Annotated in this window: 17 protein-coding genes; 4 read left to right on the forward strand and 13 right to left on the reverse strand. The window is 69.7% G+C overall.

The features are described 5' to 3' along the window. Positions 1-152: 152 nt before the first annotated feature. From recD to ACOMD9_RS04830, 5 genes are all read right to left on the reverse strand, one after another. Positions 153-2,504, reverse strand: coding sequence for an exodeoxyribonuclease V subunit alpha (recD, locus tag ACOMD9_RS04810; protein WP_421412423.1), 2,352 nt, complete (start codon positions 2,502-2,504; stop codon positions 153-155). Further along, positions 2,497-6,468: a UvrD-helicase domain-containing protein gene (locus tag ACOMD9_RS04815; protein ID WP_421412424.1), complete on the reverse strand. Its 3,972-nt coding sequence runs from the start codon at positions 6,466-6,468 to the stop codon at positions 2,497-2,499. The genes recD and ACOMD9_RS04815 overlap by 8 nt, the downstream gene beginning before the upstream one ends. Continuing rightward, a complete protein-coding gene (gene recC / locus ACOMD9_RS04820) occupies positions 6,465-10,187 on the reverse strand; it encodes an exodeoxyribonuclease V subunit gamma (protein WP_421412425.1) in 3,723 nt (1,240 codons plus the stop codon). The genes ACOMD9_RS04815 and recC overlap by 4 nt, the downstream gene beginning before the upstream one ends. Positions 10,188-10,296: 109 nt before the next feature. After that, positions 10,297-10,935, reverse strand: a complete 639-nt coding sequence (locus ACOMD9_RS04825; protein ID WP_421412426.1) for a helix-turn-helix domain-containing protein — start codon at positions 10,933-10,935, stop codon at positions 10,297-10,299. 146 nt (positions 10,936-11,081) lie between these two features. Then, a complete protein-coding gene (locus ACOMD9_RS04830; RefSeq protein ID WP_421412427.1) occupies positions 11,082-11,369 on the reverse strand; it encodes an EF-hand domain-containing protein in 288 nt (95 codons plus the stop codon). A 289-nt stretch (positions 11,370-11,658) separates the two neighbouring features. On the opposite strand from ACOMD9_RS04830, the gene ACOMD9_RS04835 reads away from it, so the two are divergent. Together ACOMD9_RS04835 and ACOMD9_RS04840 are read left to right on the forward strand one after the other, a co-directional pair. Beyond that, a complete protein-coding gene (locus tag ACOMD9_RS04835; RefSeq protein ID WP_421412428.1) occupies positions 11,659-12,111 on the forward strand; it encodes a hypothetical protein in 453 nt (150 codons plus the stop codon). A gap of 78 nt (positions 12,112-12,189) precedes the next feature. Further along, on the forward strand, positions 12,190-12,840 hold the full coding sequence (locus ACOMD9_RS04840) for a flavin reductase family protein (protein ID WP_421412429.1): 651 nt from the start codon (positions 12,190-12,192) through the stop codon (positions 12,838-12,840). 158 nt (positions 12,841-12,998) lie between these two features. Here ACOMD9_RS04840 and ACOMD9_RS04845 read toward each other — a convergent pair whose 3' ends face one another. The 7 genes from ACOMD9_RS04845 to dctP all read right to left on the reverse strand — a co-directional run bounded on the left by ACOMD9_RS04845 (position 12,999) and on the right by dctP (position 20,327). After that, positions 12,999-13,730: a haloacid dehalogenase type II gene (locus tag ACOMD9_RS04845; RefSeq protein ID WP_421412669.1), complete on the reverse strand. Its 732-nt coding sequence runs from the start codon at positions 13,728-13,730 to the stop codon at positions 12,999-13,001. A gap of 55 nt (positions 13,731-13,785) precedes the next feature. Then, the gene (locus tag ACOMD9_RS04850) at positions 13,786-14,388 is read right to left on the reverse strand and encodes a 2-hydroxychromene-2-carboxylate isomerase (protein WP_421412430.1); all 603 of its coding nucleotides are present in this window, start codon (positions 14,386-14,388) and stop codon (positions 13,786-13,788) included. 109 nt (positions 14,389-14,497) lie between these two features. After that, on the reverse strand, positions 14,498-16,015 hold the full coding sequence (locus ACOMD9_RS04855; RefSeq protein ID WP_421412432.1) for a malonate--CoA ligase: 1,518 nt from the start codon (positions 16,013-16,015) through the stop codon (positions 14,498-14,500). After that, entirely contained in the window at positions 16,012-17,382 is a 1,371-nt protein-coding gene (locus ACOMD9_RS04860) for a malonyl-CoA decarboxylase (RefSeq protein WP_421412433.1), read from the reverse strand. Before ACOMD9_RS04860 ends, ACOMD9_RS04855 begins: the two co-directional genes overlap by 4 nt. A 13-nt stretch (positions 17,383-17,395) precedes the next feature. After that, positions 17,396-18,730 carry a TRAP transporter large permease gene (locus ACOMD9_RS04865; protein WP_421412435.1) on the reverse strand — a complete coding sequence of 445 codons (1,335 nt, stop codon included), beginning with the start codon at positions 18,728-18,730 and terminating at the stop codon, positions 17,396-17,398. Positions 18,731-18,732: 2 nt separating this feature from the next. Beyond that, the gene (locus ACOMD9_RS04870) at positions 18,733-19,254 is read right to left on the reverse strand and encodes a TRAP transporter small permease subunit (RefSeq protein ID WP_421412437.1); all 522 of its coding nucleotides are present in this window, start codon (positions 19,252-19,254) and stop codon (positions 18,733-18,735) included. 71 nt (positions 19,255-19,325) lie between these two features. Beyond that, positions 19,326-20,327: a TRAP transporter substrate-binding protein DctP gene (gene dctP, locus ACOMD9_RS04875; RefSeq protein ID WP_421412439.1), complete on the reverse strand. Its 1,002-nt coding sequence runs from the start codon at positions 20,325-20,327 to the stop codon at positions 19,326-19,328. A gap of 197 nt (positions 20,328-20,524) precedes the next feature. On the opposite strand from dctP, the gene ACOMD9_RS04880 reads away from it, so the two are divergent. Both ACOMD9_RS04880 and ACOMD9_RS04885 read left to right on the forward strand, forming a co-directional pair. After that, positions 20,525-21,199 carry a GntR family transcriptional regulator gene (locus ACOMD9_RS04880; protein ID WP_421412441.1) on the forward strand — a complete coding sequence of 225 codons (675 nt, stop codon included), beginning with the start codon at positions 20,525-20,527 and terminating at the stop codon, positions 21,197-21,199. A gap of 120 nt (positions 21,200-21,319) precedes the next feature. Beyond that, on the forward strand, positions 21,320-22,798 hold the full coding sequence (locus ACOMD9_RS04885) for a protein adenylyltransferase SelO (protein WP_421412442.1): 1,479 nt from the start codon (positions 21,320-21,322) through the stop codon (positions 22,796-22,798). Positions 22,799-22,874: 76 nt separating this feature from the next. Here the strand turns inward: ACOMD9_RS04885 and ACOMD9_RS04890 are convergent, their stop codons facing one another. Further along, a complete protein-coding gene (locus ACOMD9_RS04890) occupies positions 22,875-23,858 on the reverse strand; it encodes an AraC family transcriptional regulator (protein ID WP_421412444.1) in 984 nt (327 codons plus the stop codon). Between the last annotated feature and the right edge of the window lie 387 nt (positions 23,859-24,245).

The raw sequence follows: 24,245 nt of genomic DNA on the forward strand, positions 1-24,245 counted from the left end.
ACCTTGTGCTTGGTGACGACAAAGGCCGACTCTCCCCGTCCTGTAGTGATTGAAGACGTCACTGTCGCGGCATTCGAGGTGAGCGCCCAACCTGCCAGCCCGATGCAATATAAGCGTTTCAAGGTGGCGGTGAAACGGGAGGTTGCCAACGTTCATCCGGCGCCCAGCCCGCTCACCCGCATCACCCGCCGCTCCACCGCGTCCAGCAGCTGGCCGCGCCCGGTCTCGACCAGGGTGAGCCAGTGGCGGGCGCGGGTGATGCCGGTGTAGACCAGCTCCCGCGTGAGGATCGGGTTGGGGGCGTCGGGGAGCAGCAGGGCGGTGTGGGTGAACTCCGAGCCCTGGGACTTGTGCACCGTCATCGCAAACACCGTCTCCACCGCCTGCAGGCGGCTGGGCAGCACCCACTTGATCTGGCCGCTGCCGTCCCCGGCGGGGAAGGCCACGCGCAGCGCCGGGCCGCGGCCGGCGGCCTCGCCCGAGGGCTGGGGCAGCGCCAGGGTGATGCCGATATCGCCGTTCATCAGCCCCAGGCCGTAGTCGTTGCGGGTCACCAGCACCGGTCGGCCGGGGTACCAGAGCCTGCGGCCATCGCCGGTGTCGATCAGCGCCTCCTTTTCCAGGGCGGTGCGGATGCGCTCGTTCAGCCCCTCCACGCCCCAGGGGCCGCGGCGCAGGGCGCAGAGCAGCTGGAACTGCCCGTGGGCGGCGAGCACCGCCCGGGCCCAGTCGCCGAGGGCCTCGCGATCGATCTCGCCGTTGGTGTCAGCCTCAGGCGCGGCGGCCTTCATGACCTCGAGGTAGTGGCGATAACCCACCGGCGGCGGCAGCGGCCGGCCGCGCAGCGCGCGCCCCTCGCCTGAATTCGGGAAGCCCGCGGCGTTCCCCGAGACCACCAGCCGCTCGAGGCTGCGATCCTTGTCCGTTTCCAGCTTGAGGTGGGAGAGGTCGGCGTAGCCGTGGGTAAGCACGCCGCGGATCGCGGCGCGCTTCTCCCTGCCCGGTTCATCGCGGTTGACGGCGCCGGCCAGCTGGCCGATGCCGCTCTCGGCATCGAAGCGGTGGCTGACCCGCAGCATGGCGATGGCCTGGTCCAGCGGGGCACCCGCGGCGTCGAGCATCTGCGTGGGCAGCGCCTGGCCGGTGGCCTCGGCGAGCCAGTCGGCGGTCTCGGGCGTGTAGTGGCCACCCTCGGCGCGGGCGCAGAGGTCGCCCAGCACCGAGCCGGCCTCGACGGAGGCGAGCTGGTCCTTGTCGCCCAGCAGCACCAGGCGGGCCCGGGGCGGCAGGGCATCGAGCAGGGCGGCCATCATCTCCACGTCGACCATGGAGGCCTCGTCCACCACCAGCACGTCCAGGGGCAGCGGATGGCGGGCGCTGTGGCGGAAGTGGCGGGTATCGGGGCGTGAGCCCAGCAGCCTATGGAGAGTGGTGACGTCGGTGGGTATTGCACGGCGCAGGTCTTCAGCACCGCCTTCGCGCACTGAAGTGCGCTCCCTCAGGGGGATACTGTCTTCCGTTGCTTCGGAGGCAGCCAGCAGTGGGGCCAGGCCATCCAGCTCGAGCGAGCTGACCTGCCCGGCGATGGATTCGTTGAGGCGCGCGGCGGCCTTGCCGGTGGGGGCGGCGAGGCGGATGCGCAGCGGGCGCTGCCCCGCGCCCAGCGCCAGGGTCTGCAGCAGGGCGAGCAGCTTGACCACGGTGGTGGTCTTGCCGGTGCCGGGGCCGCCGGTGATCACCGCGAAGGGGGAGCGGGCGGCCAGGGCGCAGGCGGCCTTCTGCCAGTCCAGGGGGGTGCTGGCGGGGAAGAGGGCGGCCAGGGCCCGGGAGAGGGCTTCCAGGTTCATGGCCTGATCCGGGCGCCTGCCGGCGCCATCGCCCGGCGAAGCCGGGCTCCCACAGGGGCCTGTTCCGGTCTCCTGGGCGTTATCCGGGCGCCTGTCGGCGCCATCGCCCGGTGGAGCCGAACTTCCACAGGGGCTTTCACCTGCCTGTGAGGCCGCCTTGTTCCTGCTTACCAGCCTGGCGGCGATATGCTGCTGGATCGAGCGCTCGTGGTGCCAGTAGCGGCGCAGGTAGAGCCGGGTGGCGTCGAGCACCAGCGGGGTGTTGCCGGGGCCCTGGCCGACGATCAGCGGGTGAGCAAGCGCTTCCTGCCAGTCGGCGAGGGTGAGCTCGCCCAGCAGCGCGCTGGGCAGCGGCGGCGGGTCCTCGAGGCTGTCGCCCTCCGGGGGCAGCGAGAGGGCCAGGTCGGGCTCGGCCAGGGTGCGTTCCAGGTCGAGGCAGACATGGCCGCGGCCGAGCTGGTGGCTGGCCAGCGCCGCGGCCAGCAGCAGCGGGGCGGGGGCGTCCGGCACCTCCCGGGCCAGGAAGGCGGCGAAGGCGCGGTCCAGGGCGCGCAGCCAGCCGCGGGCCACCCAGCGGTCGAGCAGGGCGAACAGCGCCTCGGTGTCCCGCAGGGCCTCGGCGGTGGCGGCAGGGGCGGTGTGCGGGTGGTCACTCATGGCGGGTCTCCGGGGCGGTGGCGTCGGCGCGGAACAGGGCGTCCAGCGCCTCGATCAGCTCGCGGGGCGGACGCTCGCGGTGCACGCCGCGGGAGGGGGCGTGCTGGCCGCGCAGGAAGACGTAGAGCGCCCCGCCCAGGTGGCGGTCGATGTCGTAGCCGTGCAGCCGCGCCTTCAGCAGGCGGTGCAGGGCCAGCAGGTAGAGGCAGTACTGCAGGTCGTAGCGCTTCTCGCGCACCGCCTCGGCCATGGCGGCCTCGGAGTAGGCCTCGTCGTCGCGGCCCAGGTAGTTGGACTTCCAGTCCAGCACGTAGAAGCGCCCCTCGTGCTCCACCACCAGGTCGATGAAGCCCTTGAGCATGCCGTTGAGGCTGTCGCGCTCCAGCGCCGGGCGTTGGGCGCCGCCCAGTGTGTGAGCGCTCACGAGGGCGTCCAGGCGGGTGGTGTCGACCCGGTGGGCAGAAAACCAGAACTCCAGCTCCACCTGATAGTGAGTGCTCTCCAACCGATCCAGGCGCAGTGGCGAAACCGGCCCCTCGGGGGCGTTCGGCACCGGCAGCTCGCAGGCCAGCAGCCCGCGCAGCCAGGCCTGCAGCGCCGGAATGCGCTCGCGCCAGCCGCGCAGGTTGGCGCGCCGGGCCAGGGTGTCGTCCAGGCGTTCGGGCTCGGCGGCCAGCCGGGCGAAGCCTTCCTGCCCGGCCCACTCCAGCAGGCCGTGCAGGAAGGTGCCCGCCGCGGGGCCGCGGGGAAACCGATGGAGCGAGGCATCGCTTACCGGCAGCGGCACGCCTGCCGGGTCGCTGGGTTCGTCGCGCATCTCCCGGGCGGTGGCTTCCAGAGCCGTCTCGGGTTCTTCCAGAAGAGGGGGTTCTTCCAGAAGAGCGGGCTCTTCCTCCCCACCGCCGATGCGCTCGCCGCCCAGCCGCAGCGCCGAGTAGCTGGCGATCCACCAGTGCTCCCGGGCGCGGCGGGCCGGGGTGAGCGCCTCGCGCAGGACCTCGCCATTCGCCTCGCCGGGCACCACGAGGTCGCTGGGTTCCGGTGCCGGCTCCACCCTGAGCTCCGTCTCTGCCGCGCCCCGAGCGAGGGGGAAGAGGGCATCGAGCAGGCCGTCCGTCGAGGGTGACGCGAGTGGCGCCCCGGCGGTGAGCACCTGGCCGATGGCGCTGCGCTCGAATCCCTTGAGCGGGGCGATGCCCAGCCAGGTGGCGTGGCGGGCGCGGGTCAGGGCCACGTAGAGCTTGCGCAGGTCCTCCCCCAGGCGCTCGTCGTCGGCGCGGGCCAGCACGGTCTCGTCGGGCTCCAGCGAGAGGTGGCGCCGGCCCGCCTCGTCGTGCCAGGTGAGCGGCAGGTCGCTGGCCTTCTTCTCGCGGAAGGCGCAGATGAAGGGCAGGAAGACCAGCGGGTACTCCAGCCCCTTGGACTTGTGGATGGTGACCACCTGCACCAGGTCGGCGTCGCTCTCCAGGCGCAGTCGGTGGGTGTCGGCCTGCTGGGGCGGCTGGGTGCGTGCCTCGCTCAGGTGGCGCAACAGGGCGTGCTCGCCGTCCAGCTCGGCGCTGGCCTCCTGGAGCAGCTCGCCGAGGTGGAGCAGGTCGGTGAGATGCCTTTCGCCGTTGACGAATCGCTGCGCGGGCGCATCACTGCGTTGCGCGGTGCTCGAAAGCTCGCCTAACCCCTCGTTATGTCTCGCTTCCTGTGCTCCGTGCGCCTTGTGCTGCATCCCGCTCGCTGATTCGTCCCTCTTTGCAAGCAGCCGGGTGGGCACGGCGAAGTCGGCCAGCAGCCGGTGCAGCATGGGCAGCACGCCCTGGCGCTGCCACTGGCGGTGGTAGCCGCGGAACTGCAGCACCCGCTCCTCCCAGGCCAGCTCGTCGTGCTGCAGGGCGTCGAGCTCGGCGAGCGAGAGCCCGATGCTGGGCATGGCCAGGGCCGCGTGCAGGCGCCGCTCGCTGTCGGGCTCGGCGCAGGCGGCCAGCCACACCTCCAGCTCCAGGGCCGCCGGGGTCTCGAAGACCCCCTCCTTGTCGGAGAGGTAGACGCTCTTGATGCCGCGCTCGAGCAGGGCGCCGCGGATCGCCTTCGCCTCGCCCGCGTTGTTGACCAGCACGGCGAGATCCGAGGGCTTGAGGGAGCGGAGGGGCTCGCCCGGCGCGCCGAAGCCGGTGCGGCCGGCCTGGCCCTCGCGCAGCAGCTCGGCCATCCGCGTGGCGCAGCGCGCGGCCATCTCCTTGAAGTAGGCACCCTTGGTGAGCCCTTCGCTCTTCTCCTCGGCCTGGTCGCGCGCCAGATGCCCGCCCGTCAAATGCCCGCTCTTCAAATGCCCGCTCTTCAAATGCCAGAGTGTCATGGCCGGCAGCGGCTCGCCGTCGCGGGTGAGGGAATCCTTGCGACCCTTCGCCTGAACCGGCAGGAAGGGCACCGGATTGTCCCCTTCGGGGGAGCGGAACAGGAAGGCGCCGCGGCCGGCGGGGTGGGCCTCGGCGAAGCGGAACGCCCGGTTGACCGCCTCCACCATGGCGGTGGACGAGCGGAAGTTGGTGCCCAGGGTGACGTGCCGACCGGCGGTGTCGCGGCGCGCCTGCAGGTAGGTGTGGATATCGGCGCCGCGGAAGGCGTAGATCGCCTGCTTGGGGTCGCCGATCAGCAGGACGGCGCCGGGGTTGTCGGGGTCGGGGGCCTCGGCCAGGCGGTAGACGTGGTCGAAGAGCCGGTACTGCACCGGGTCGGTGTCCTGGAACTCGTCGACCAGGGCCACCGGGAACTGGCGGCGCACGTGCTCGGCCAGGGCCTCGCCGGCGGGGCCGGCGAAGGCGCGGTCGAGGCGCTCGAGCAGATCGTCGGGGCCGAGCTCGGCGCGGCGCTGCTGCATGCGCTCGCGGCGCTCGCTCATCCAGCGCACGGCGTGGGCCAGCAGGTCGGCATGGGCGTCGGGCAGGGCCTCGAGTTGCTCGGGCAGCTCGACCAGGGCATGCAGGGCCGGGTGGTCCAGGGGCTCGCCCGTCTTCCAGATCTCGGCGATGCCCTCGGGCGTCAGGCGCTTCCAGGCGGCATCGGTGAGCGCCGGGGTGGCGAGTTCGGGGTCCCGGGCCCAGTCGCGCAGCGCATCCAGCCAGCTCGCGCGGCTTCGGCTGTTGAGCTTGCGCTGGTCGAAGGCCTTGGCGGCGGCGGCCGTCTCCAGCCGCTCGGCGAGCTCGTCGACCCAGGCGGGCCAGGGCGCCTTGAGCTCGGCGAGCACGCGGGTGCGCTCGGCCTGCATGGTGGCCAGCGCCCCGGCGGGGGGCGGGGCGTCGGGCAGCAGATCGGCATCGCCCTGCAGGCGGCGCACGTCCTCGGCCAGGGCATCCGGCGTTTCCCAGTAGCGGGTGACCACCGCCAGGGCCTCGGCATCGAGGGCGTAGTAGAAGCTGCGCCAGTAGTCCCGGGCCACCTCCAGCTCGAGCTCCGACTGGTCGAGGTTCATCTCCAGGGAGAAGAGGCTGCCGCTCTCGAAGGCGTGCTCGCGCAGCATGCGGTGACACCAGGAGTGGATGGTGGAGACCGCGGCCTCGTCCATCCACTCGGCGGCCAGCTGCAGGCGACGGGCGCAGGCGGGCCAGCGCTCTCGAGGGTAGCTGTCGCGCAGGGCCAGCAGGGGGTCAGACCCCTCAGTGGACTTTGGGGTCTGACCCCAAGGGGAACTTAGGAACGCCTCGGCGGCCTCCACCAGTCGGGCGCGGATGCGGTCGCGCAGCTCCCGGGTGGCGGCGTTGGTGAAGGTCACCACCAGGATCTCCGGCGGGGTGAGGGCGCGGGGAAAGCTCTCGGCGTCCGCGTCGTCGCGCGGGCCCAGCACCAGGCGCACGTAGAGCAGGGCGATGGTGAAGGTCTTGCCGGTGCCGGCGCTGGCCTCGATCAGCCGGCTGCCGGTGAGCGGCAGGCGGATCGGGTCCAGGGTGGGGGGCGTCTGGTCCTGCGTGCTCATGCCTTGCCTCCCTGGCCCTTGTCGCCATTCCCCTTGGGGTTCTTCTCCTTCGGCTTGCGTACCGCGTGTAATAGCGGGGCGTAGAGCCGCTCGGCCAGCTCGGCGAAGCCAATGGGGTCTGACCCCCAGGTCGCCAATGTCTCTGCTGAGAGCCTAGGTCGATGCTCTGCGCTGACAGCGGGGTCAGACCCCATTGGCGACAGCTTGGCTCTTACCAGCGCCTCGAGCTCCGGCCACTGGCGCAGCAGGTAGGCGTCGCGGCCGCGCTCGCCGTGGTCGTTGTTGAAGCCGCTGCCGTAAAAGGCGGTACTGGCGGCCTTCCAGGCCTTGTCGTCCTCCTCGCTGGCCCGGCCGGCGAGGCAGCGGGCCATGGCCTGGGGCGTGCCGCCCTTCTCCAGCCAGGCGAAGGCGGTGTCCCGGGCCAGGGGCAGGGGCGTGGCCATGCCGTGCTGCCAGGCCGCGGCGATGGCAGCCAGCCGTTCGCGGGCCTCCTCGGCGGGCAGCGGGGCCAGGGTGCCGCCGCCGGCGCGGGAGAGCAGCCGGGTGGTCATGGGGCCCTCCAGCTGGCCGGCCAGGTGGGCCACCCAGGGGCCGAGCCAGTGCTTCCAGTGGTACTTGCCCTTGTTGACCAGGCTGCTGGTGGTGAGCAGCACCCGGCAGCGCTCCATGGCGTCGTTGACGCGCAGCTCGCCCAGCCAGTCCTCCAGCGCCAGGCCCTCGCCCAGCGCGTCTTGAAGGTCCAGCGAGACGGTGAGGGGCTCCTCCAGGGCGTGGGGCCATTCGTCGAGCACCTGGCGGTAGTCGGCGAACAGGGTGTCCATGGGCTCGACGAGGGCGTCGCGCATGCGCTCGGCGAAGCCGCCCATGGCCAGGCGCCCCTGGCGCTCGAGGCGTTCCAGGGTGGCGAGCATGACGGGCTCGTGGGGCTCGCCGGCCTCCACCGCCGCGCGGCTCGCCTCGATCAGCGCGTGCTGCAGCTGCCAGTGGTCGAGGCCGCCGAGCCGGAAGGGCTCGTGGTCGAGGCGCTCCATGGCATCAGTTTCCAGGAAGACCTTGAGCCGGGTGTTGTAGAAGGCCTGCACCGGTGCCTTGAGGAAGTGGCCCAGCTGGGCCAGGGTCAGCGGGCTCTCCTGGCGGAACGGCGCCAGCGGCGTCTCCGCGGTTGGCGTGGGCTCGGCGTCGGGGCGATGCAGCTCGCGCCACTCGTGGGCGTAGGTGCAGAGTCCCGAGCCTTCGCGGAAGTACTCGACGCTGAAGGGCTGCAGCGGGTGCTCGGTGGTCAGCGCGGCCAGCAGCGCCTTGCCGTCGGTGTCGTCCTCCCTTCCCGCCAGCGTCCAGCCGCGGGCCAGGTGGTCACGCAGCTGGCCGAGCAGCACCGAGGGGGGCTGCTCGCTGTTGTCGATGATGCTGCGCCCCACCCAGCTGATGGTCAGCCGGTCGCGGGCCGAGAGCAGCGCCTCGAGGAAGAGGTAGCGGTCGTCCTCGCGGCGCGAGCGGTCGCCGGGGCGGTAGTCCTGGGCCATCAGGTCGATGTCCAGGGGGCGCTGGGTGCGCGGGTAGTCGGCGTCGTTCATGCCCAGCAGGCAGACGTGGCGGAAGGGGATGGCGCGCATCGGCATCAGGGTGGCGATGTTCACCGCCCCGGCCAGGAAGCGCTGGGAGAGGCTCGCCTCGTCCACCTGGGCGAGCCAGTGCTCGCGCACCACCGAGAGCGGCAGGGGCTCGGTCAGCCCGGCCTCCTCGGCGCTCTCCTGCCAGGCCTCCAGCGCCTGCTCGAGCCGGGTCAGCGCCATCAGGTCCTGGTCCGAATCCGCCAGGAAGCAGGCCTCCAGCAGGCCGCGCAGCCGCTCGCCCCAGGTGGCCACGTCACAGGGCTCGGCGAGGGTGCGCCACTGGGCCTCCAGGGTGTCGATCAGGGTGACCAGCGGGCCGGCGAGGGCCGCCTCCAGCCCGCCGATATCGTCATAGGGCTCCACGCCCTGCCAGGGGCCGTCGGCGGCGTCGCCCACCGCGTAGCCGAGCAGCAGCCGGCGCAGGCCGAAGGCCCAGGTGTTGGCGGTGAGGCCTTCCGGCAGGTCGAGGCTCTGGCGCTGGCGGGCGTCGAGCCCCCAGCGGATGCCGGCGCCCTCGATCCAGCGGCGCAGGATGGGCAGGCCGGCCTCGGGGATGCCGAAGCGCGCGCGGATGGCCGGCACCTCCAGCAGGTCGAGCAGGTCGCTCACCGAGAGGCGCAGCTCCGGCAGGCGCAGCAGCGATTCGAGGGCGATCAGCAGCGGCAGGCGGTGGCGGCTGGCCTGGTCGGAGAGGGTGAAGGGGATATGGCGCGGGTCGTCGGCGTCGAGGCGACCGAACACCGCCTGCACCGCGGCGGCGTACTGGTCCACGTCGGGCACCATCACCAGGATGTCGCGGGGCCTCAAGGTCGGGTCCTCGCTGAAGGCGGCGAGCAGCTGGTCGTGGAGGATCTCCACCTCGCGCAGGGCGCTGTGGGCGACCTGGAAGCGCAGCGAGCGGTCGCGGGCCGGGTCCACGGCGGGCCAGGTGGCGCGGGTCTCGGCCAGCGGGCGCAGCTCGAGGATATCGTCCTGCAGCTGGCGCAGCAGGCCGGGCTCGGCGTTGTTGTGGAGGGGGGAGTCGAAGAGGTCGATGCGCAGCGCCTCGCCCTCGAAGAGGCCGCGGTAGGCCTGCTGCTCGTCGAACTCGTCCAGCAGGCGCAGGTAGTCGCGGCCCTGCTTGCCCCAGGCGGCCAGCAGCGGCTGGGCGTGGAGGTGCAGCTCGGTCTCGGCGAGGTCCGCCGGCATGCCGGGGCGGCGCTGCTGGCGCTTGCGCTCGGCGCGCAGCAGGTCCTTGTGCTCGATGATGTCCGCCCAGTAGTGGCGGCAGGGGTTGTGCACGCAGAGCAGCACCTGGCTGACCCTGGCCATGGCGGCCAGTGCCTCGAGGGTCTGGGCGGGCAGCGAGGAGATGCCGAACACCAGCACCCGGCGCGGCAGGCCGGGGGGGCGGCTTGCCGGGGTCAGTGGCTGGCACGCCTCGAGGAAGCGTGCGTGCACCGCCGCGCGGCTGGAGGCCAGGCCCGCGTCGCCATGGGCCTGTGAAATGTCGTCGCGCAGGGCGCGCCACAGCTCGGCCTGCCAGCGCTGCTCCTCGGCCAGCGGGCGCGCCTCGCCCCGGGCGGTGATCAGCACGTCCTCGCCCGCCGCCCAGGCGGTGAGCCAGTCGGCGCGATAGACCTGGTACTGGTCGAACAGGTCGGCCAGGCGCTCGGCCAGCTGGTGGCGCTTGCGCAGGTCGTCGTCGCCTTCCAGGAAGCGCGCCAGGGGGGCGAAGGCGGGGGCGTCGAGCAGGGCCGGGAGCAGGCGCATCAGCCGCCACACCAGGCGCGGCTTGTCGAAGGGGGAGACCGGCGGCACCGCGTCCTCGCCTTCCCGTTGAGAGAGCACGCTGCGGTAGGCCTGCCACAGGAAGCGCGCCGGCAGGGTGACATCCAGCGCCGCGGCGATGCCGGCGCCGCCGTGGGTGCGATCCTCGGCGAGGGCGAGCTTCAGCCACTGGCTGATGCCGTTGCTCTGCACCAGGATCGTCTCGTTCTCCAGCGGCCCCAGCGGGTGGCGGCGCATCCACTCCACCGCCAGGCCGCGCAGGGCCTCCAGGCGGTTGCCGTGGATCACCATGAAGCCGGGTTCGAGCTCGGGGCCCTGGAGGGCGGTGAGAGGCATGGCGGTTCCTTCGCATGGTCCGTCTGGTGGCCATGGTGCCATAAATGCCAGGGCGGTTATGCAGTTCTACGCGTGCGTGGCTTCACACAGCAAAGGGCGTGCCGGTGGCCTATCGCGGGCCGGGGGCATGGAGGCGCCGCCAGCGCTGCGGGGCCATGCCCAGGGCACGGTGGAAATGCCGGGTGAAATGCGACTGGTCGCAGAAGCCGCACTCCTGTGCGATCCGCGACAGCGGCTCGTCGCCTGAGAGCATCTGCTCGCAGGCCCGTGCCAGGCGGCGGCGGGTGACATGGGCCAGGGGCGGGATGCCGAAGGTCCGCTTGAAGGCGTGGGCGAAGTGGCCGAGGCTGAGCCGGGACACGGCCGCCAGGTCGCGGACGTGAATCGTCTCGTCCAGGTGTGCGTCGATATGGGCCTCGATTCGTCGAATCTGCCAATCGGCGAGTCGGCCATGGGGGGCGGGGGTGTTCGCCAGGGCGGGGGGCGCCGAGTCGGCGCGGCCTGACAGCACCACCACCGCGGCGTGCAGGGCCTGCTGGACACGCTGATTGTCCCCGCCGGGGGACAGGATCACGACGATGGGGGTGTCGGCCAGATCGCCGAGCAATTTCGCGAACTCGTCGGGCTGGAAGGCCTGGCGGTCCAGCAGGATGACATCCGGCTGCCGAGTCTCGACGCGTGCCGTGGCCCGTCGAGCATCGCTTGTCGCGTCGACGCCTGGCAGGCTCGGCTGATCCTTGACGATCATGCTGCCTCTCCGCATGGCCTGTCGGCTTCCCGACACTGGATTAACTATAGTGCTGCCGGCACGAGGCGTCGCCATCTTCTGTGGCGGTCGTATCAAGGTAGAGGCGGGCGACAGAACCACCCGCCTCTGTATCTGCTGCCGATGGATCAGATCGGCCGGTACCGAAACTCCTGTCTCGTCAGGTAGCCGTCCTGGTTCCTGTCCAGCAACCAGAAGGGTTCCGGCAGGTTCCGTCTGGCGGCTTCTTCGGCCGAGATCCTGCCATCGCCGTTCGTATCCAGCCGAGCGAAATGGTCGCGACCCTGGGGTGCCACGGATTCGACGCGAGTCTGCTCCATGCGATGCTGCCGGAAGGGTTCCCCCTCGGCCCAGGCGAACCCCGGTACCAGCAGCGACCCCAGCAATGCCGCGAGGGCCAGTCTGTGAGTGATCATGTCTGTCACCCTCCTGTGTGGACCCGATGGAACATCGAGCCCCGGGGAAAGCATGACCCCGATCCGTGGCGAATGCTTGAGCGTCTCTGCGGGAGTGGGATGTTCCTGCTGTCAGAGAGTCATCCCGGATCGAAGGGGACCGCGCCCGCCTGCTGGGGCAGCAGCCACTGCCTGCGGTCTTCCCCCGGCACCGGCGACGAAGCCGCGGGCCCGGCGCCGTGAACTATGCTGGGAAGCAGGCCTCGACAAGGCCCTGATCGATCACTGGAGATCCCGAAGGAGGCATGTCATGACACGCTGCATTCCCCTCGCCAGGGGCGTATCCTGCTCGATCGCTGCCGCGCTGCTGCTGGCGGCGGCGCCCGCCCTGGCCAGTGAAAACCATGATCTCACCTTCACCGGTGACGGCACCTTCGTTGCGCCGCACGGTGGCCAGGCCATCCAGGTGGCGCTCTACGACGTGGCGGCCGGGGAGGTCGTGGCCACCGACGGTGGCCACGTGGCGTCGGACGAGGAGCCCGCCTTCTCCTTCACCTTCCCCGGCGCGCTGGAGGCGGGCAGGCTCTACGACGTTCACTACTGGATCGACTCCAACTTCGGCGGCGGCAGCGAAGGCAGCTGCGACCCGGTGAACGTCGACCACCAGTGGCGCGTTGCCCTCACGGACGTCAGCGAGCCGGTCAGCCTCGAGGTGGCCCACGATCCTGCGCAGCAGGCTCCCGTCTGCACCAGCTTCGAGTAGCGTCGCCGCTCTCGCTTGGACAGGCGGGCCCGGCAGGGGCGACACTCACGGTCCCGATCCATTACGCGAGACCCCAGCATGAGCGACTACCTGCTCGAGGAGAGCCCGCTGAGCCCCGGCAAGATCTACCGCCTGATGTCGGGGAGCATCTGCCCGCGCCCCATCGCCTGGGTATCGACCCTGGATGGTCAGGGCAACGCCAACCTGGCGCCCTTCTCGTTCTTCAACGTGGTGAGCGTCAATCCGCCGGTGCTGGGCTTCTCGCCGATTCTCGACGGCGACGGGCAGCCCAAGGACACCATCCGCAACCTCGGCGAGGTGCCGGAGTGCGTGGTGCATATCAGCGGCGAGGGGCTGGTGAAGGAGATGAACGCCACCAGCGCGGGGCTGGCCCACGGCGAGGACGAGTTCGTCCACGTCGGGCTCGAGAAGGTCGCCATGGCCGGCGTCTCGGTGCCGCGGGTGGCCGGTGCCCCGGTGGCCTTCGGTTGCCGGCTGCGCGAGATCATCCGCTTCGGCGACCAGCCGCTGGCCGGCAACCTGGTGCTGGCCGAGGTGGTGTCGATCCATGTCGACGACGCCCTGTGGGACGGGCGCCACGTGAGCGTCGAGGGTCTCGGGCCCATCGGACGCATGGCTGGCAACGACTACGCCCGCTGCACCGACCTCTTCGAGGTGGAGCGCCCGGCCTCGGGCAGTGCCCTGAGCTCCCAGGCGCGGGGCGGCTGACGTTCTCTCTCACTCGGCCAGCGAGCCGGTGCCGGCCATCACCGTGATGCCGCGCTCGCGGCAGGCGGCCAGGTCCACGTGGGCCGCCCCTCCAGCCTCCTGAAGGCCTCCAGGCTGCGCACCGCGTCCTGGTAATCGTCGGGAATCACGATCCTCATTCAGCACTCCAGCCGGTCGGCGAGGTCATGGAAGTCGTCGGCCACGAGGTCGAAGCAGGGGTCCACGGAGAGGTCCGGCGTGGCATCGGAGCCATGCTCCAGGGGCCGCCTGACGAAGGCGGTGCGGAATCCTTCCCGGTGGGCGGCCTGGAGGTCGTCCTGGTGGGCGGCGACCAGCATGATCCGCTCCGGTGGCTCGTCGAGCAGGTGCGCGGCCATGCGGTAGACCTCGGGGTCGCGCTTGTAGTGGCCGGCAAGCTCCGCCGAGAGCACGCAGTCCCAGGGCAGGCCGGCGTGCTTCGCCATGTTCACCAGCAGCGACATGTTGCCGTTGGAGAGGGTGGCCAGCACGAAGCGCTCCCGCAGCCGGGTCAGGCCGGCCACGCTGTCCGGCCAGGGATCCAGGCGGTGCCAGGCGCGATTCAGGTGCTGCTTCTCCTCCTCGCCCAGGGCGGCCGTGATGCCGGACTCGTCCAGCAGGCGGTCGAGGGTCATGCGGTGCAGGTCGTCGAGGCGGGTCCAGGGCAGCTCGCCGCGGCGCACCCGGTCCATCGACGGGGCATAGCCGCCGCGCCAGGCATCGGCGAAGGCGGCCCAGTCCACCTCCAGGCCGAGCCTGGCGCCGAGGGCCTCGCCCTCGCGGATCACGCTGCTGCGCCAGTCCACCACGGTGCCGAAGACATCGAAGGCGAGGGCCTTGACCTCGGACAGGGCTGAAGGGAGTGGGGGCATCACGGGGTCTCCATGGCGGGTGCGCGGCCGGCCCGTCAGCAGGGGGCGGCGGCGCTCAGGCCTCCCGGGTGAGGGCGTCCTCGAGCATGTCGAGCCGGTCCTGGCCCCAGAAGGGTTCGCCATCGACGATATACCAGGGGGCACCGAAGCAGCCATCCTGGAGTGCTGCCTGGCAGGCGGCGTCGAGGTGCCGCTGGCCCTGGTCGCTCTCCGACCGCTCGAGCAGCGCCCGGCCGTCCAGCCCGCAGGCATCGGCGATCTCGCGCAGGGTCGCGAGGTCGGCGATGTCGCGCTCCTCGGCCCAGCAGGCCCGCATCATGGCCAGCGACAGTCCGGCGATGTCGTGCCCCTCGGCCTTGGCCGTCAGTGCCAGGCGGGCCGACGGGCGGTCATCGGTCGGGAAGTGCTTCGGTTCCCGGTTGAGGGGGATGCCGAGCAGCTGCGGCCAGCGCTTGAGTTCGACCATGCGATAGTCCTGCCGCTCCGGGGCGCGTTTCGGCAGGGGCAGGCCGCCGGTCTTCGGGAAGATCGCGCCGAGGGTGATCGGCACATGGTCGACGCTGGCACCATGGCGGGCTGCCAACTCGCCGAGTCGGGCATGCCCCAGGAAGCTCCAGGGCGATATGTGGGTGTAGTAGTAGGTGATGTGCCTGGCCATGGGAATCTCTCCTGGACGGGGCCGGCGTGTTCCTGCCGCGCTTGCATGACGACAGCGCCGGGCTCCTGCCTCGGCGCCGCCGTCATGGGGTCGGCTTCCCCTCACGCCGTCATTGATAGGTCTCCTGGTACTGCTGGCGCAACTGGTTCTTCTGCACCTTGCCCATGGTGTTGCGCGGCAGGGTGTCGGCGAAGAACACCCGCTTGGGCTGCTTGTACTTCGCCAGCTTGCCCTGCAGGAAGGCGAGCACCTGCGCCTCGTCGAGGTCGGCGCCCGGCTGCGGCACCACCACGGCGGTGACACCTTCGCCGAAGTCGGGGTGGGGGAGCCCGATCACCGCGGATTCGAGTACCCCGTCGAGCTCGTCGATCACCTGCTCGACCTCCTTGGGATAGACATTGTAGCCGCCGGAGATCACCAGGTCCTTGTCGCGACCGACGATGTGCACGTAGCCCCGCTCGTCGACCATGGCCAGGTCACCGGTGATGAAGAAGCCGTCCTCGAGCAGCTCCTCGCGGGTCTTCTCGGGCATGCGCCAGTAGCCGATGAAGACGTTGGGGCCGCGGACCTCGAGCATGCCGATCTCGCCCGGGGACACGGGCTCGTGGGTCTCGCGATCGGTGATGCGGATCTCCACCCCGGGCAGCGGCATGCCCACGGTGCCGGCGCGGCGCTCGCCGTCGTAGGGGTTGGAGGTGTTCATGTTGGTCTCGGTCATGCCATAGCGCTCGAGGATGGCATGCCCGGTCTTCTGCTCGAACTCCCGGTGGGTCTCGGCGGTCAGCGGGGCCGAGCCGGAGACGAACAGGCGCATGTTGGCGGTCACTTCCGGGGTCAGGCGCTCGTCGGCCACCAGGCGGGTGTAGAAGGTGGGCACGCCCATCATCACCGTGCCGCGGGGCATCTCCTCGAAGATCACGTCGGCGTCGAACTTCGGCAGGAACAGCATGCTCGAGCCGGCCATCAGGGTGACGTTGCAGGCCACGAACAGGCCATGGGTGTGGAAGATCGGCAGGGCGTGGATCAACCGATCGTTCTCGGTGAAGTGCCAGGCCTGCACCAGCGCCCCGGCATTGGAGCCCAGGTTGCGATGGGTCAGCATGGCGCCCTTGGAGCGCCCGGTGGTCCCCGAGGTGTAGAGGATCGCCGCCAGGTCGTCGTCGTCCCGCTCGACGATGTCGTCGCGGGGGGCGGCCCCCTCGGCAGCCGCCATCAGGCTGCCATCGGCGGCGGTGCCCAGGGTCTCCACCGCCGGGCAGCCGCATTCGGCGGCGATGGTGCGTGCTGCCTCGACATTGGCCGGCCGGCAGACGAACAGCGCCGGCTCGGCATCGCTGAGGAAGTAGCGGATCTCGTCGCCCGTGTAGCCGGTGTTGAGCGGCAGGTAGACCCCGCCGATGCGCAGGCAGGCCAGGTAGAGCAGGATGGCCTCGGGGCTCTTGTCGACCTGTACCGCGACGCGGTCACCCGGGGTCACGCCCAGGGCGGTCAGGGCCCCGGCGAGCCGGGCACTGGCCGTGAGGGCCTGCTCGTAGGTGTAACCACTCCCCTCGCGGGTGGTGATGAAGTCCGAACCGCCGCGCTGGCGCATGCGTGCGGCGAAGGTCTCGAAGAGGTTGTGGTTCATTTGGCGGTCTCTCCCTTGGCCAGCTTCCTGGCCTTGCGGGCGAGGTCGCGGACCTCGCTCGATCGGGCCACGGTGGCGTTGGCAATGTAGTTCTCGTGATTGCGCTCGATATTGTCGAGCACGTAGAGGTAGTTGACCATCAGGCCCGCGGCCTGCTTGAGGCCCTTGTCCGAGGTGTCGCCGAGCCAGTTGATGCGGTGCAGCTCGGCGCCGTTGCCCAGGTGGAAGCGGGCCACCGGGTTGAGCGGCAGGCCCCTGGCGTTCTTCTCGTCGACCAGGTAGCGGGCGGCCAGCGGCTTGATCACCGCCTCGAGACGCTCGGCGAGCTTCGCATCGCGGTGCCAGCCGGGGGTGTCGAGCCCGGCCAGGGCATGGCGCAGTTCCGTCGGCAGCGACTCGTCCTCGCGGCAGCCGGCGAGCCACGTCATGAAGCCGGGTACCGGTGACAGGGTGACGAAGTGCCTGAGCTGCGGGAGTTCCTGCTTCAGCTCCTGGACCACCTGCTTGATCAGGAAGTTGCCGAAGGAGATGCCGCGCAGGCCGGTCTGGCAGTTGCTGATGCCGAAGAAGGCCGCGCTGTCGGCCTCCTCCGGCTCCTCGACCCCGCTCTCCTCGCCGGCCAGGATCGGCTGGATGCGGTTCGGCAGGCCCTTGCACAGTGCCACCTCCACGAAGATCAGCGGCTCGTCGCCGATGGCCGGGTGGAAGAAGGCGAAGCAGCGACGGTCACGGGCGTCGAGGCGACGGCGCAGGTCGTCCCAGTCCTGGATCTCGTGCACCGCCTCGTAGCGGATGATCTTCTCCAGGATCGAGGCCGGGGTGTTCCAGTCGATGCGCTTGAGCACCAGGAAGCCGCGGTTGAACCAGGAGCCGAACAGGTGGGCGAAGTCGGCATCGATGGCGCCGAGTTCCTTGGCATCGGGGCGGGATCGCTCACGCATCAGCCCCAGCAGGTCCTCGCGCATGCGCACCAGCTCGTAGGTGCCGTTGCTGGCCAGGTTGAGCCGCCGGAACAGCTCCTGCCGGCGCGGTTCGCAGGCATCGAACAGGGCGTGGAGGCTGGGGTTGTCGCGGGCCTCGCGATAGGCCGCATAGGCCTCGTCGATGCGGGTCGGCTCGGCGGCGAACTGCGCTTCCAGCCCTTCGAAGAAGCGCTGCTTCTCGGCCTCGCCGAGCTGGCGATACATCGCCAGCGCCCGGCTGGCCAGGGCGATGCTGGAGGCCTCGCCGTCGCTCTCCAGCAGCGCGTGGCAGGCCCGGATCAGCTGGGCGTGGTCCGGTGCGGCCACCTCGCCCTGGCGGCGCCTCAGCAGGGCGTCGCGCTGGGTGATGCTGTTGAACAGTTCCTGCAGGAAGGTCATGTTCATGACGTGACTCCTTTCAGCCCATGATCAGGTTCGGCAGCCACAGTGCGATGCCCGGGAAGAAGCACAGCAGCAGGATGCCCAGCACCATGCACAGGGCATAGGGCAGGCTGCCCATCAGGATGTTGCGCAGCGAGATGTCCGGCGCGATGCCCTTGATGATGAAGAGGTTGAGCCCCACCGGCGGCGTGATCAGGCCGATCTCCAGGTTGATGGTCAGCACCACCGCGAACCAGTAGGGATCGAAGTCGGCGGCCAGGATGATCGGCAGCAGGATCGGCGCGGTCATCACGATCACCGCCACCGGAGGCAGGAAGAAGCCGGCCACCAGCAGGAAGACGTTGATCACCCCCATCAGCACCCAGCGGTTGACCTCCAGGTCGGCGATTGCGCCGGCCACGGTCTGGGTGATGAACATGGACGACAGCGCGTAGGCGAACACCTCGGCGCAGGCGATGACCAGCATGATCATCACGCTCTCGCGCAGCGAGTCGCGCATGATCAGCTTGATCGGTCCCACCTTCCACATGCGGTAGATGAGGATCGCCAGGGCCAGGCACAGGAAGGCGCCGACGCCGGCGGCCTCGGAGGGGGTGGCCACGCCGCCGTAGAGGGCGAAGAGGATGCCCGCCACCACCGCGAGGAAGGGCAGTACGCGGATCAGTGCCTTGAGGTTGGCATCGACGTTTTCCTTGACCGTCTGCTTCAGGCGCTCGGCGCTCTGCGCCATGGGGTTGTTGTAGCCCCCGGCCAGGCGACAGGCGATCATCGTCCAGGCCATGAACAGGCCGGCCAGCATCAGCCCCGGCATCACGCCGGCGATGAACAGGCGCCCGATCGAGGTCTCGGTGGAGATGCCGTAGATGATCATGGTCACCGAGGGCGGGATCAGGATGCCCAGGGTGCCCCCGGCGGCGATGCAGCCGGCGGCCACGCCGTCCGGGTAGCCGCGGGTGCGCATCTCGGGGATGCCCATCTTGCCGATGGCGGCACAGGTGGCCGGTGACGACCCGGAGAGGGCGGAGAAGATGGTGCAGGCGCCGATGTTGGAGACGGCCAGGCCCCCCGGCAGCCGGCCCATCCACAGGTCCAGCGAGCGGTAGAGGTCGCGCCCGGTGGGCGAGGAGGCCACGGCGGCGCCCATCAGGATGAACATCGGGATGGCCACGAAGCCGAACTCGGCGATGCGGTCGAAGAAGGTCTCGCCGAAGTAGGTGAGTTCGGGCAGACCGCGGTCGTAGATCAGCGCAATGAGCGAGACGCCGCCCAGGGCGAAGGCGATGGGCGTGCCGATGGCCATCATCACGACCAGCGCGACGGCCACGATGATTCCCAGGGTGATCGGATCCATGCTCAGTTCTCCCCGCGCAGGATTTCAGCGATGTACTGCAGGGACAGCAGTGTGGCCCCCACGGCCATGGGCAGCAGGGCCGGCCAGAGCGGCGGATTCCATACCGTGCCGGTGGTCCAGCTTCCCTCCCAGGCCTCCCAGACATAGATCCAGGCGGCGTAGGCGAGGGCCGCGCAGAAGGCCAGCCCGATCAGCGAGGCGACCAGCCGCATCAGGGTCCGGGCGGTGCCGCCCAGGGCGTCCGGCAGGATGGTGATGGCGACATGGCCGCCGGTCATCAGCACGTAGGGGCTGCCCATGAGCATGGCGCCGGTGACGGAGAAGACCGTGAACTCGGTCTGCCAGCTGGTGCTCATGCCCAGCACATAGCGGATGAAGACCATCTGGCAGATGACGACGACACCGGCGATGAACATCAAGGCCGCCAGGTAGGCCGTCAGTCGCGACAGCCTGTCCATCAGGCGGATGTACCCGCCGATCGGACCGCTGCGCGCGGAGATCTGTTGTGAGGGGGAAGTTGCCATGGTTCTCTCGGGAGCGATGAGAAGGCGGCCACCCCGCAGGGTGGCCGAACAGTCGAATGTCACTCAGGCCATTACTCGACGGCCAGGGCGGCGTCGATGATGGCCTGGCCGTTGGGAACGTCCTCGGCGAAGTTCTTGTAGGAGGTCTCCCGGGCGATCTCGAGCCAGGCGTTGTAGTCCTCCTCGGACATGCTCACGACCTCGACACCGTTCTCGCGATAGACTTCGACCATCTGCTGGTCGATGGCGGCGGCCTCGGCGGCGAAGAACTCCTCGGCGGCCTTGCCGGCCTCCACCAGGGCGGCCTGCTGCGCCTCGTCGAGGCCCTGCCAGACCTGCTCGGAGATCAGGATCGGCTCGTACATGAACCACAGGGCATAGTCGCCGGGCTCGGTCAGGCAGTCGACCTGCTCGTAGAGGCGGAAGGAGACGAACGACATCGACGAGGTGTTGGCGGCGTCCAGCACCCCGGTCTGCATCGCGGTGTAGATCTCCGACGACGGCATGGAGGCGATCGAGGCGCCGGCGGCTTCCAGCATCTGCTCGAAGGCCGGACCGGCGGCACGGAAGTTCTGCCCCTCGACCGTATCCGGCGAGGTGATGCAGCGCTCGCTGGAGGCGAAGCCGCCGGAAAGCCAGGCATCGGCCAGCACCCGGGCGCCGCCGTCCAGGATGACTGCCTTGATCATCTCCATGTATTCGGAGTCGTTCAGGCGCTTGGCATGCTCGTGGTTACGCACCAGGCCCGGCATCAGGGTGGCGGAGAACTCCGGGTGGCGGCCGCTGGCGTAGTCGAGGGGCAGCGAGGTGATGTCCAGGCGGCCGCGGGCCAGCGCCCCCCACTGTTCCCTGGCCTTGAACAGCGACTGGCCCGGGTAGACTTCGATCTCCAGGCCCACGTCGGCCTCGGCGACGTGGCGGGCCATCAGCTGGACCATCTCGTCCCGGACATCCCCCTGGCCGCCGGGGAACTGGTGAGAGGCGCGCAGCACGGTTTCGGCGCTGGCGGCGCTGCTGAAAGCGGTGGCGGCAAGGGCCAGGGTGGCGATGACCGGCGTAAGTGAGCGTTTCATGGCTTCTCCAGTGAGGTTGTTGTTGTGGCTTGGTTGTTGTGGATTGGTTGTTATGGCTTGATATGTCCATCAGCATCGCTGATGTATACTTCAATAGCCCTTTGACTATACTACTGTCAATTTCGGGGCCTTAGACAAAGGTGGTAATGGCGTCGATCCGGCTGATCGGCGCGCACAGGGGCAGGGAGGTGAACGGCATGAAACGGTCCAATACCCAGCGGCTTCGGGACGCCCTGGAAGACGACATCATCAACGGTCGGCGCGCTCCCGGTGAACGTCTGGATCCCGAGGCGCTGTGCCGGGAATTCGAGGTGTCACGCACCCCGGTGCGCGAGGCGATCCAGCAGCTGGTGGCCAGTGGCCTGGTGACGGTGTCGCCCAAGAAGGGCACCTTCGTGGCGCGGGTCGGCCTCGACCAGCTGATCGAGATGTTCGAGGTGATGGCCGAGCTCGAGGGAATGTGCGGACGACTCGCCGCGCGACGCGCCACGGAGGAGGAGCTCGCCGGGCTCGGCAGGGCGCTGGAGCGCTGCGAGGCCGCGGCCCTGGCCGGTGACACCGACGAGTACTACTACGAGAACGAGGGCTTCCACCAGGCGATCTACGCGGCGAGCCACAACGCCTTCCTGGCCAGCGAGGCCAGCCAGCTCAAGCAGCGACTCAAGCCCTACCGGCGCCTGCAGCTGCAGGTCCGTCAGCGCATGGGCAACTCGCTGAGCGAGCATCGCGAGATTCTCTCCGCCATCGAGAAGGGGGATGCCGAGGCGGCGGAACGGCAGCTGCGCGAGCACGTGCTGATCCAGGGGGAGCGCTTCAGCGACTTCGTGGCCAGCGTCAGGCAGTTCGGGGACTCCCTGGCCGGCACCGGCTGAGTGGACGGCGGACATCCCGGCGGACTATCGGTGCGATAGGTCGATAAAGGCAAAGTTGACCATTATACTCGGTCTTTCACGATCAGCAGGTGTCGTCCGCCGCCATCGACTGGAGTCGCCATGTTTCCCGAGTTCACCCTTCGCTATGCCCGCCTCCCGGAACGCTTCTACGAGCGCTTCGATCCCGTACCCGTCAAGGCACCGCGGCTGGTGGCCTTCAACCGGCCGCTGGCCGAGGAGCTGGGTTTCGACCTCGGTGCCTTCGACGAACACCTGGCCGCCGACTGGTTCGCCGGCAATGCCGTGCCTTCCGGCGCCGAACCCCTGGCCCAGGCCTATGCCGGCCACCAGTTCGGCGTTTTCGTGCCACGGCTGGGCGATGGCCGCGCGGTGCTGCTCGGCGAGGTGACCGACCACCACGGCCGGCTGCGCGACATCCAGCTCAAGGGGGCGGGGTGCACGCCGTTTTCCCGGGGCGCCGACGGTCGCGCCCCGCTGGGGCCGGTGCTGCGCGAGTACCTGATCAGCGAGGCGATGCATGCCCTGGGGATTCCCACCACCCGGGCCCTCGCCGCGGTGACCACCGGCGAGCGTGTCTTCCGGCGCGTGCCCGAGCCCGGCGCGATCCTGACCCGGGTCGCCGCCAGCCACCTGCGGGTGGGGACCTTCCAGTACTTCGCCGCCCGCGATGACGTGGAGGCGATCCGCACCCTGGCCGACATGGCCATCGAGCGCCACTACCCGCATCTGGGCGAGCTGCCCGAAGGCGAGCGCTACCTGGCGCTGGTGGAGGCGGTGCAGGCCCGCCAGGCCGCACTGGTGGCCAGGTGGATGGGCGTCGGCTTCATCCACGGGGTGATGAACACCGACAACTGCTCCATCGCCGGCGAGACCATCGACTACGGCCCCTGCGCCTTCATGGAGGCCCATGATCCCCGCACCGTCTTCAGCTCCATCGACGAGGGCGGGCGCTATGGCTATGGCAACCAGCCGTGGCTCGCCCAGTGGAACCTGGCGCGGCTGGCCGAGACCCTGTTGCCGCTGATCGACGAGGACCAGGACAGGGCGGTGGAGAAGGCCACGGCACTGATCCAGGCCTACACCGATCGCTACGAGAGCGAGTGGTTGGCGGTGATGCGGGCCAAGCTCGGCCTCGAGCGGCAGGAAGAGGGCGACCGTGAACTGGTCGAGTCCCTGCTGGAAGCCATGCAGGCCGGCCACGCCGACTTCAACCTGACCTTCCGCCGGCTCGGCGACGCTGTCGAGCCCGGCGAGGCCGAGGCCGGGCTGCTCGAGCTCTTCGACGCCCGGGACGGCATCGAGGCCTGGCTGCCGCGCTGGCGCGAGCGGCTGGCCCGGGAGGATGTCGGGCCCGAGACGATCGCCGGGCGGATGCGGGCGGTCAACCCGCTCTATATCCCCCGCAACCACAAGGTCGAGGAGGCGCTGGCCGCCGCCGCGGAGCGCGACGACTTCGCGCCCTTCGAGGCCCTGCGCGAGGTGCTCGCCGACCCCTTCACCGAGCAGCCCGGCCGTGAGGCGTATGCCCGGCCGGCGCCGCCCGGCGAGGCCGTCTTCCGTACCTTCTGCGGGACCTGAGGAGCCACACGTCGCACTCGTCCGCCCGGGTGGCTGAGGTTATCTGGCAGACGCGGCCGGGACGGCTGCTTCCAGGCTACTGTAGCTGGGCTTGGGTGGTTCGTTTCAGGGTCTCGGAAGGCAATTCGCCGAAGCGCACCTTGTACTCCTTGGAGAAGCGGCCCAGCTGGTGGAAGCCGCAGTCCATGGCGATGCTGGAGACGCTCTCGCCGGGGACGGCGCGCTCCAGGCGCCGGCGTACAAAGTTGAAGCGCAGCTGGCGGAAGTGGGCGATGGGGGAGACGCCGTAGTGGGTATGGAAGTCCCGATAGAGGCGTTCCCGGGAGACGCCGGCGGCCCTCTCCAGATCGGCCAGCCCCAGGGGGCGATCCAGGGACTCGTGCAGAAGGGCTTCCAGGTCGCTCAGATAGGCAGGACGACCCTGCTGACGGTCCAGCAGCTCGTTGGAGTAGTTGTGGGGCTGGGTATAGAGCAGGCTGGTGATCAGCGAGCTCTCGAAGTTGCCCCACACCCCGGGCAGATCGCACAGCGAACCTTCGGCGTCCAGCATCTCCTGCAGGTTGGCCACCATGCGCCACCACTCCTTCACCGTGCCGCTGAGAGGCATGCGCGGGTCGAAGATCACCGGCCGCGACAGTCGGCGGCACAGTAGCTGCGACAGCTTCTGCTCCAGGGCCTGGCGGGAGAGACGCACCAGGCGTTTCTGGCACTGTTCGTCCATGCTCAGGCGCAGCGGTTGGCTGGGCGAGATGATCGCGCCCACCGCGCCGTCGGAGTCGAAGGCATCACCCTGGAACTCGATGCTCTGAGCCCCCTGCAGGGGCAGGCTGATGCTGTAACTGTGGGTCAGGTCGGCGATGCCGATATTGACCCGTGTCGCGTATTCGATGGTGCCGATGGAGACATCGCCCAGGCTGGTGCCCTGGTGGCGAAAACTGAGCTGACGCGGTTGGGGCACTTCCAGCCGGTGGGGGCCATTGATCTGGCACATCCAGCGGCAGGCCGAGTCAGGTTGGTGAAACTCGGCGGCGATCTGTTGTCGGGTCAGGGGTACGGTCATGGTTCCTCCTTGCCTCGCCGCTATAGTCGTTATTTTTGGCTCAGGGGCCGGGGGCGGTCGAGGCGGTGTTCGCATATCGTTCCAAGGTGCGCATTGCGAACTGGTGTTGTCATTCTGCCATCCCGGCGACGGGATAGCCAATAGCCCGAAAGTATCGTCTTTCGCCGCCGAGGATAGCACCTCGTGCCATCGGAAGCCTCGATGCCAATCGGTTGGCCAACATTGGCTTTTTCCCGAGTACGAGCGGGTGTTCCGGCTCAACTTCAATCTTGTCGATAAGGTACCGTTCGTCCAGGCGTCCGTGCCTTGCTCTTTGGTCGCCTGCCTACAGGAAAGCATATATATCAATATGTTACCTAGTATTCTTGAGGGCGGCTAAAAAGTGCA

The sequence above is a fragment of the Halomonas terrestris genome (assembly GCF_049166755.1).
In the GTDB taxonomy this organism is placed as follows: Bacteria; Pseudomonadota; Gammaproteobacteria; order Pseudomonadales; family Halomonadaceae; genus Halomonas.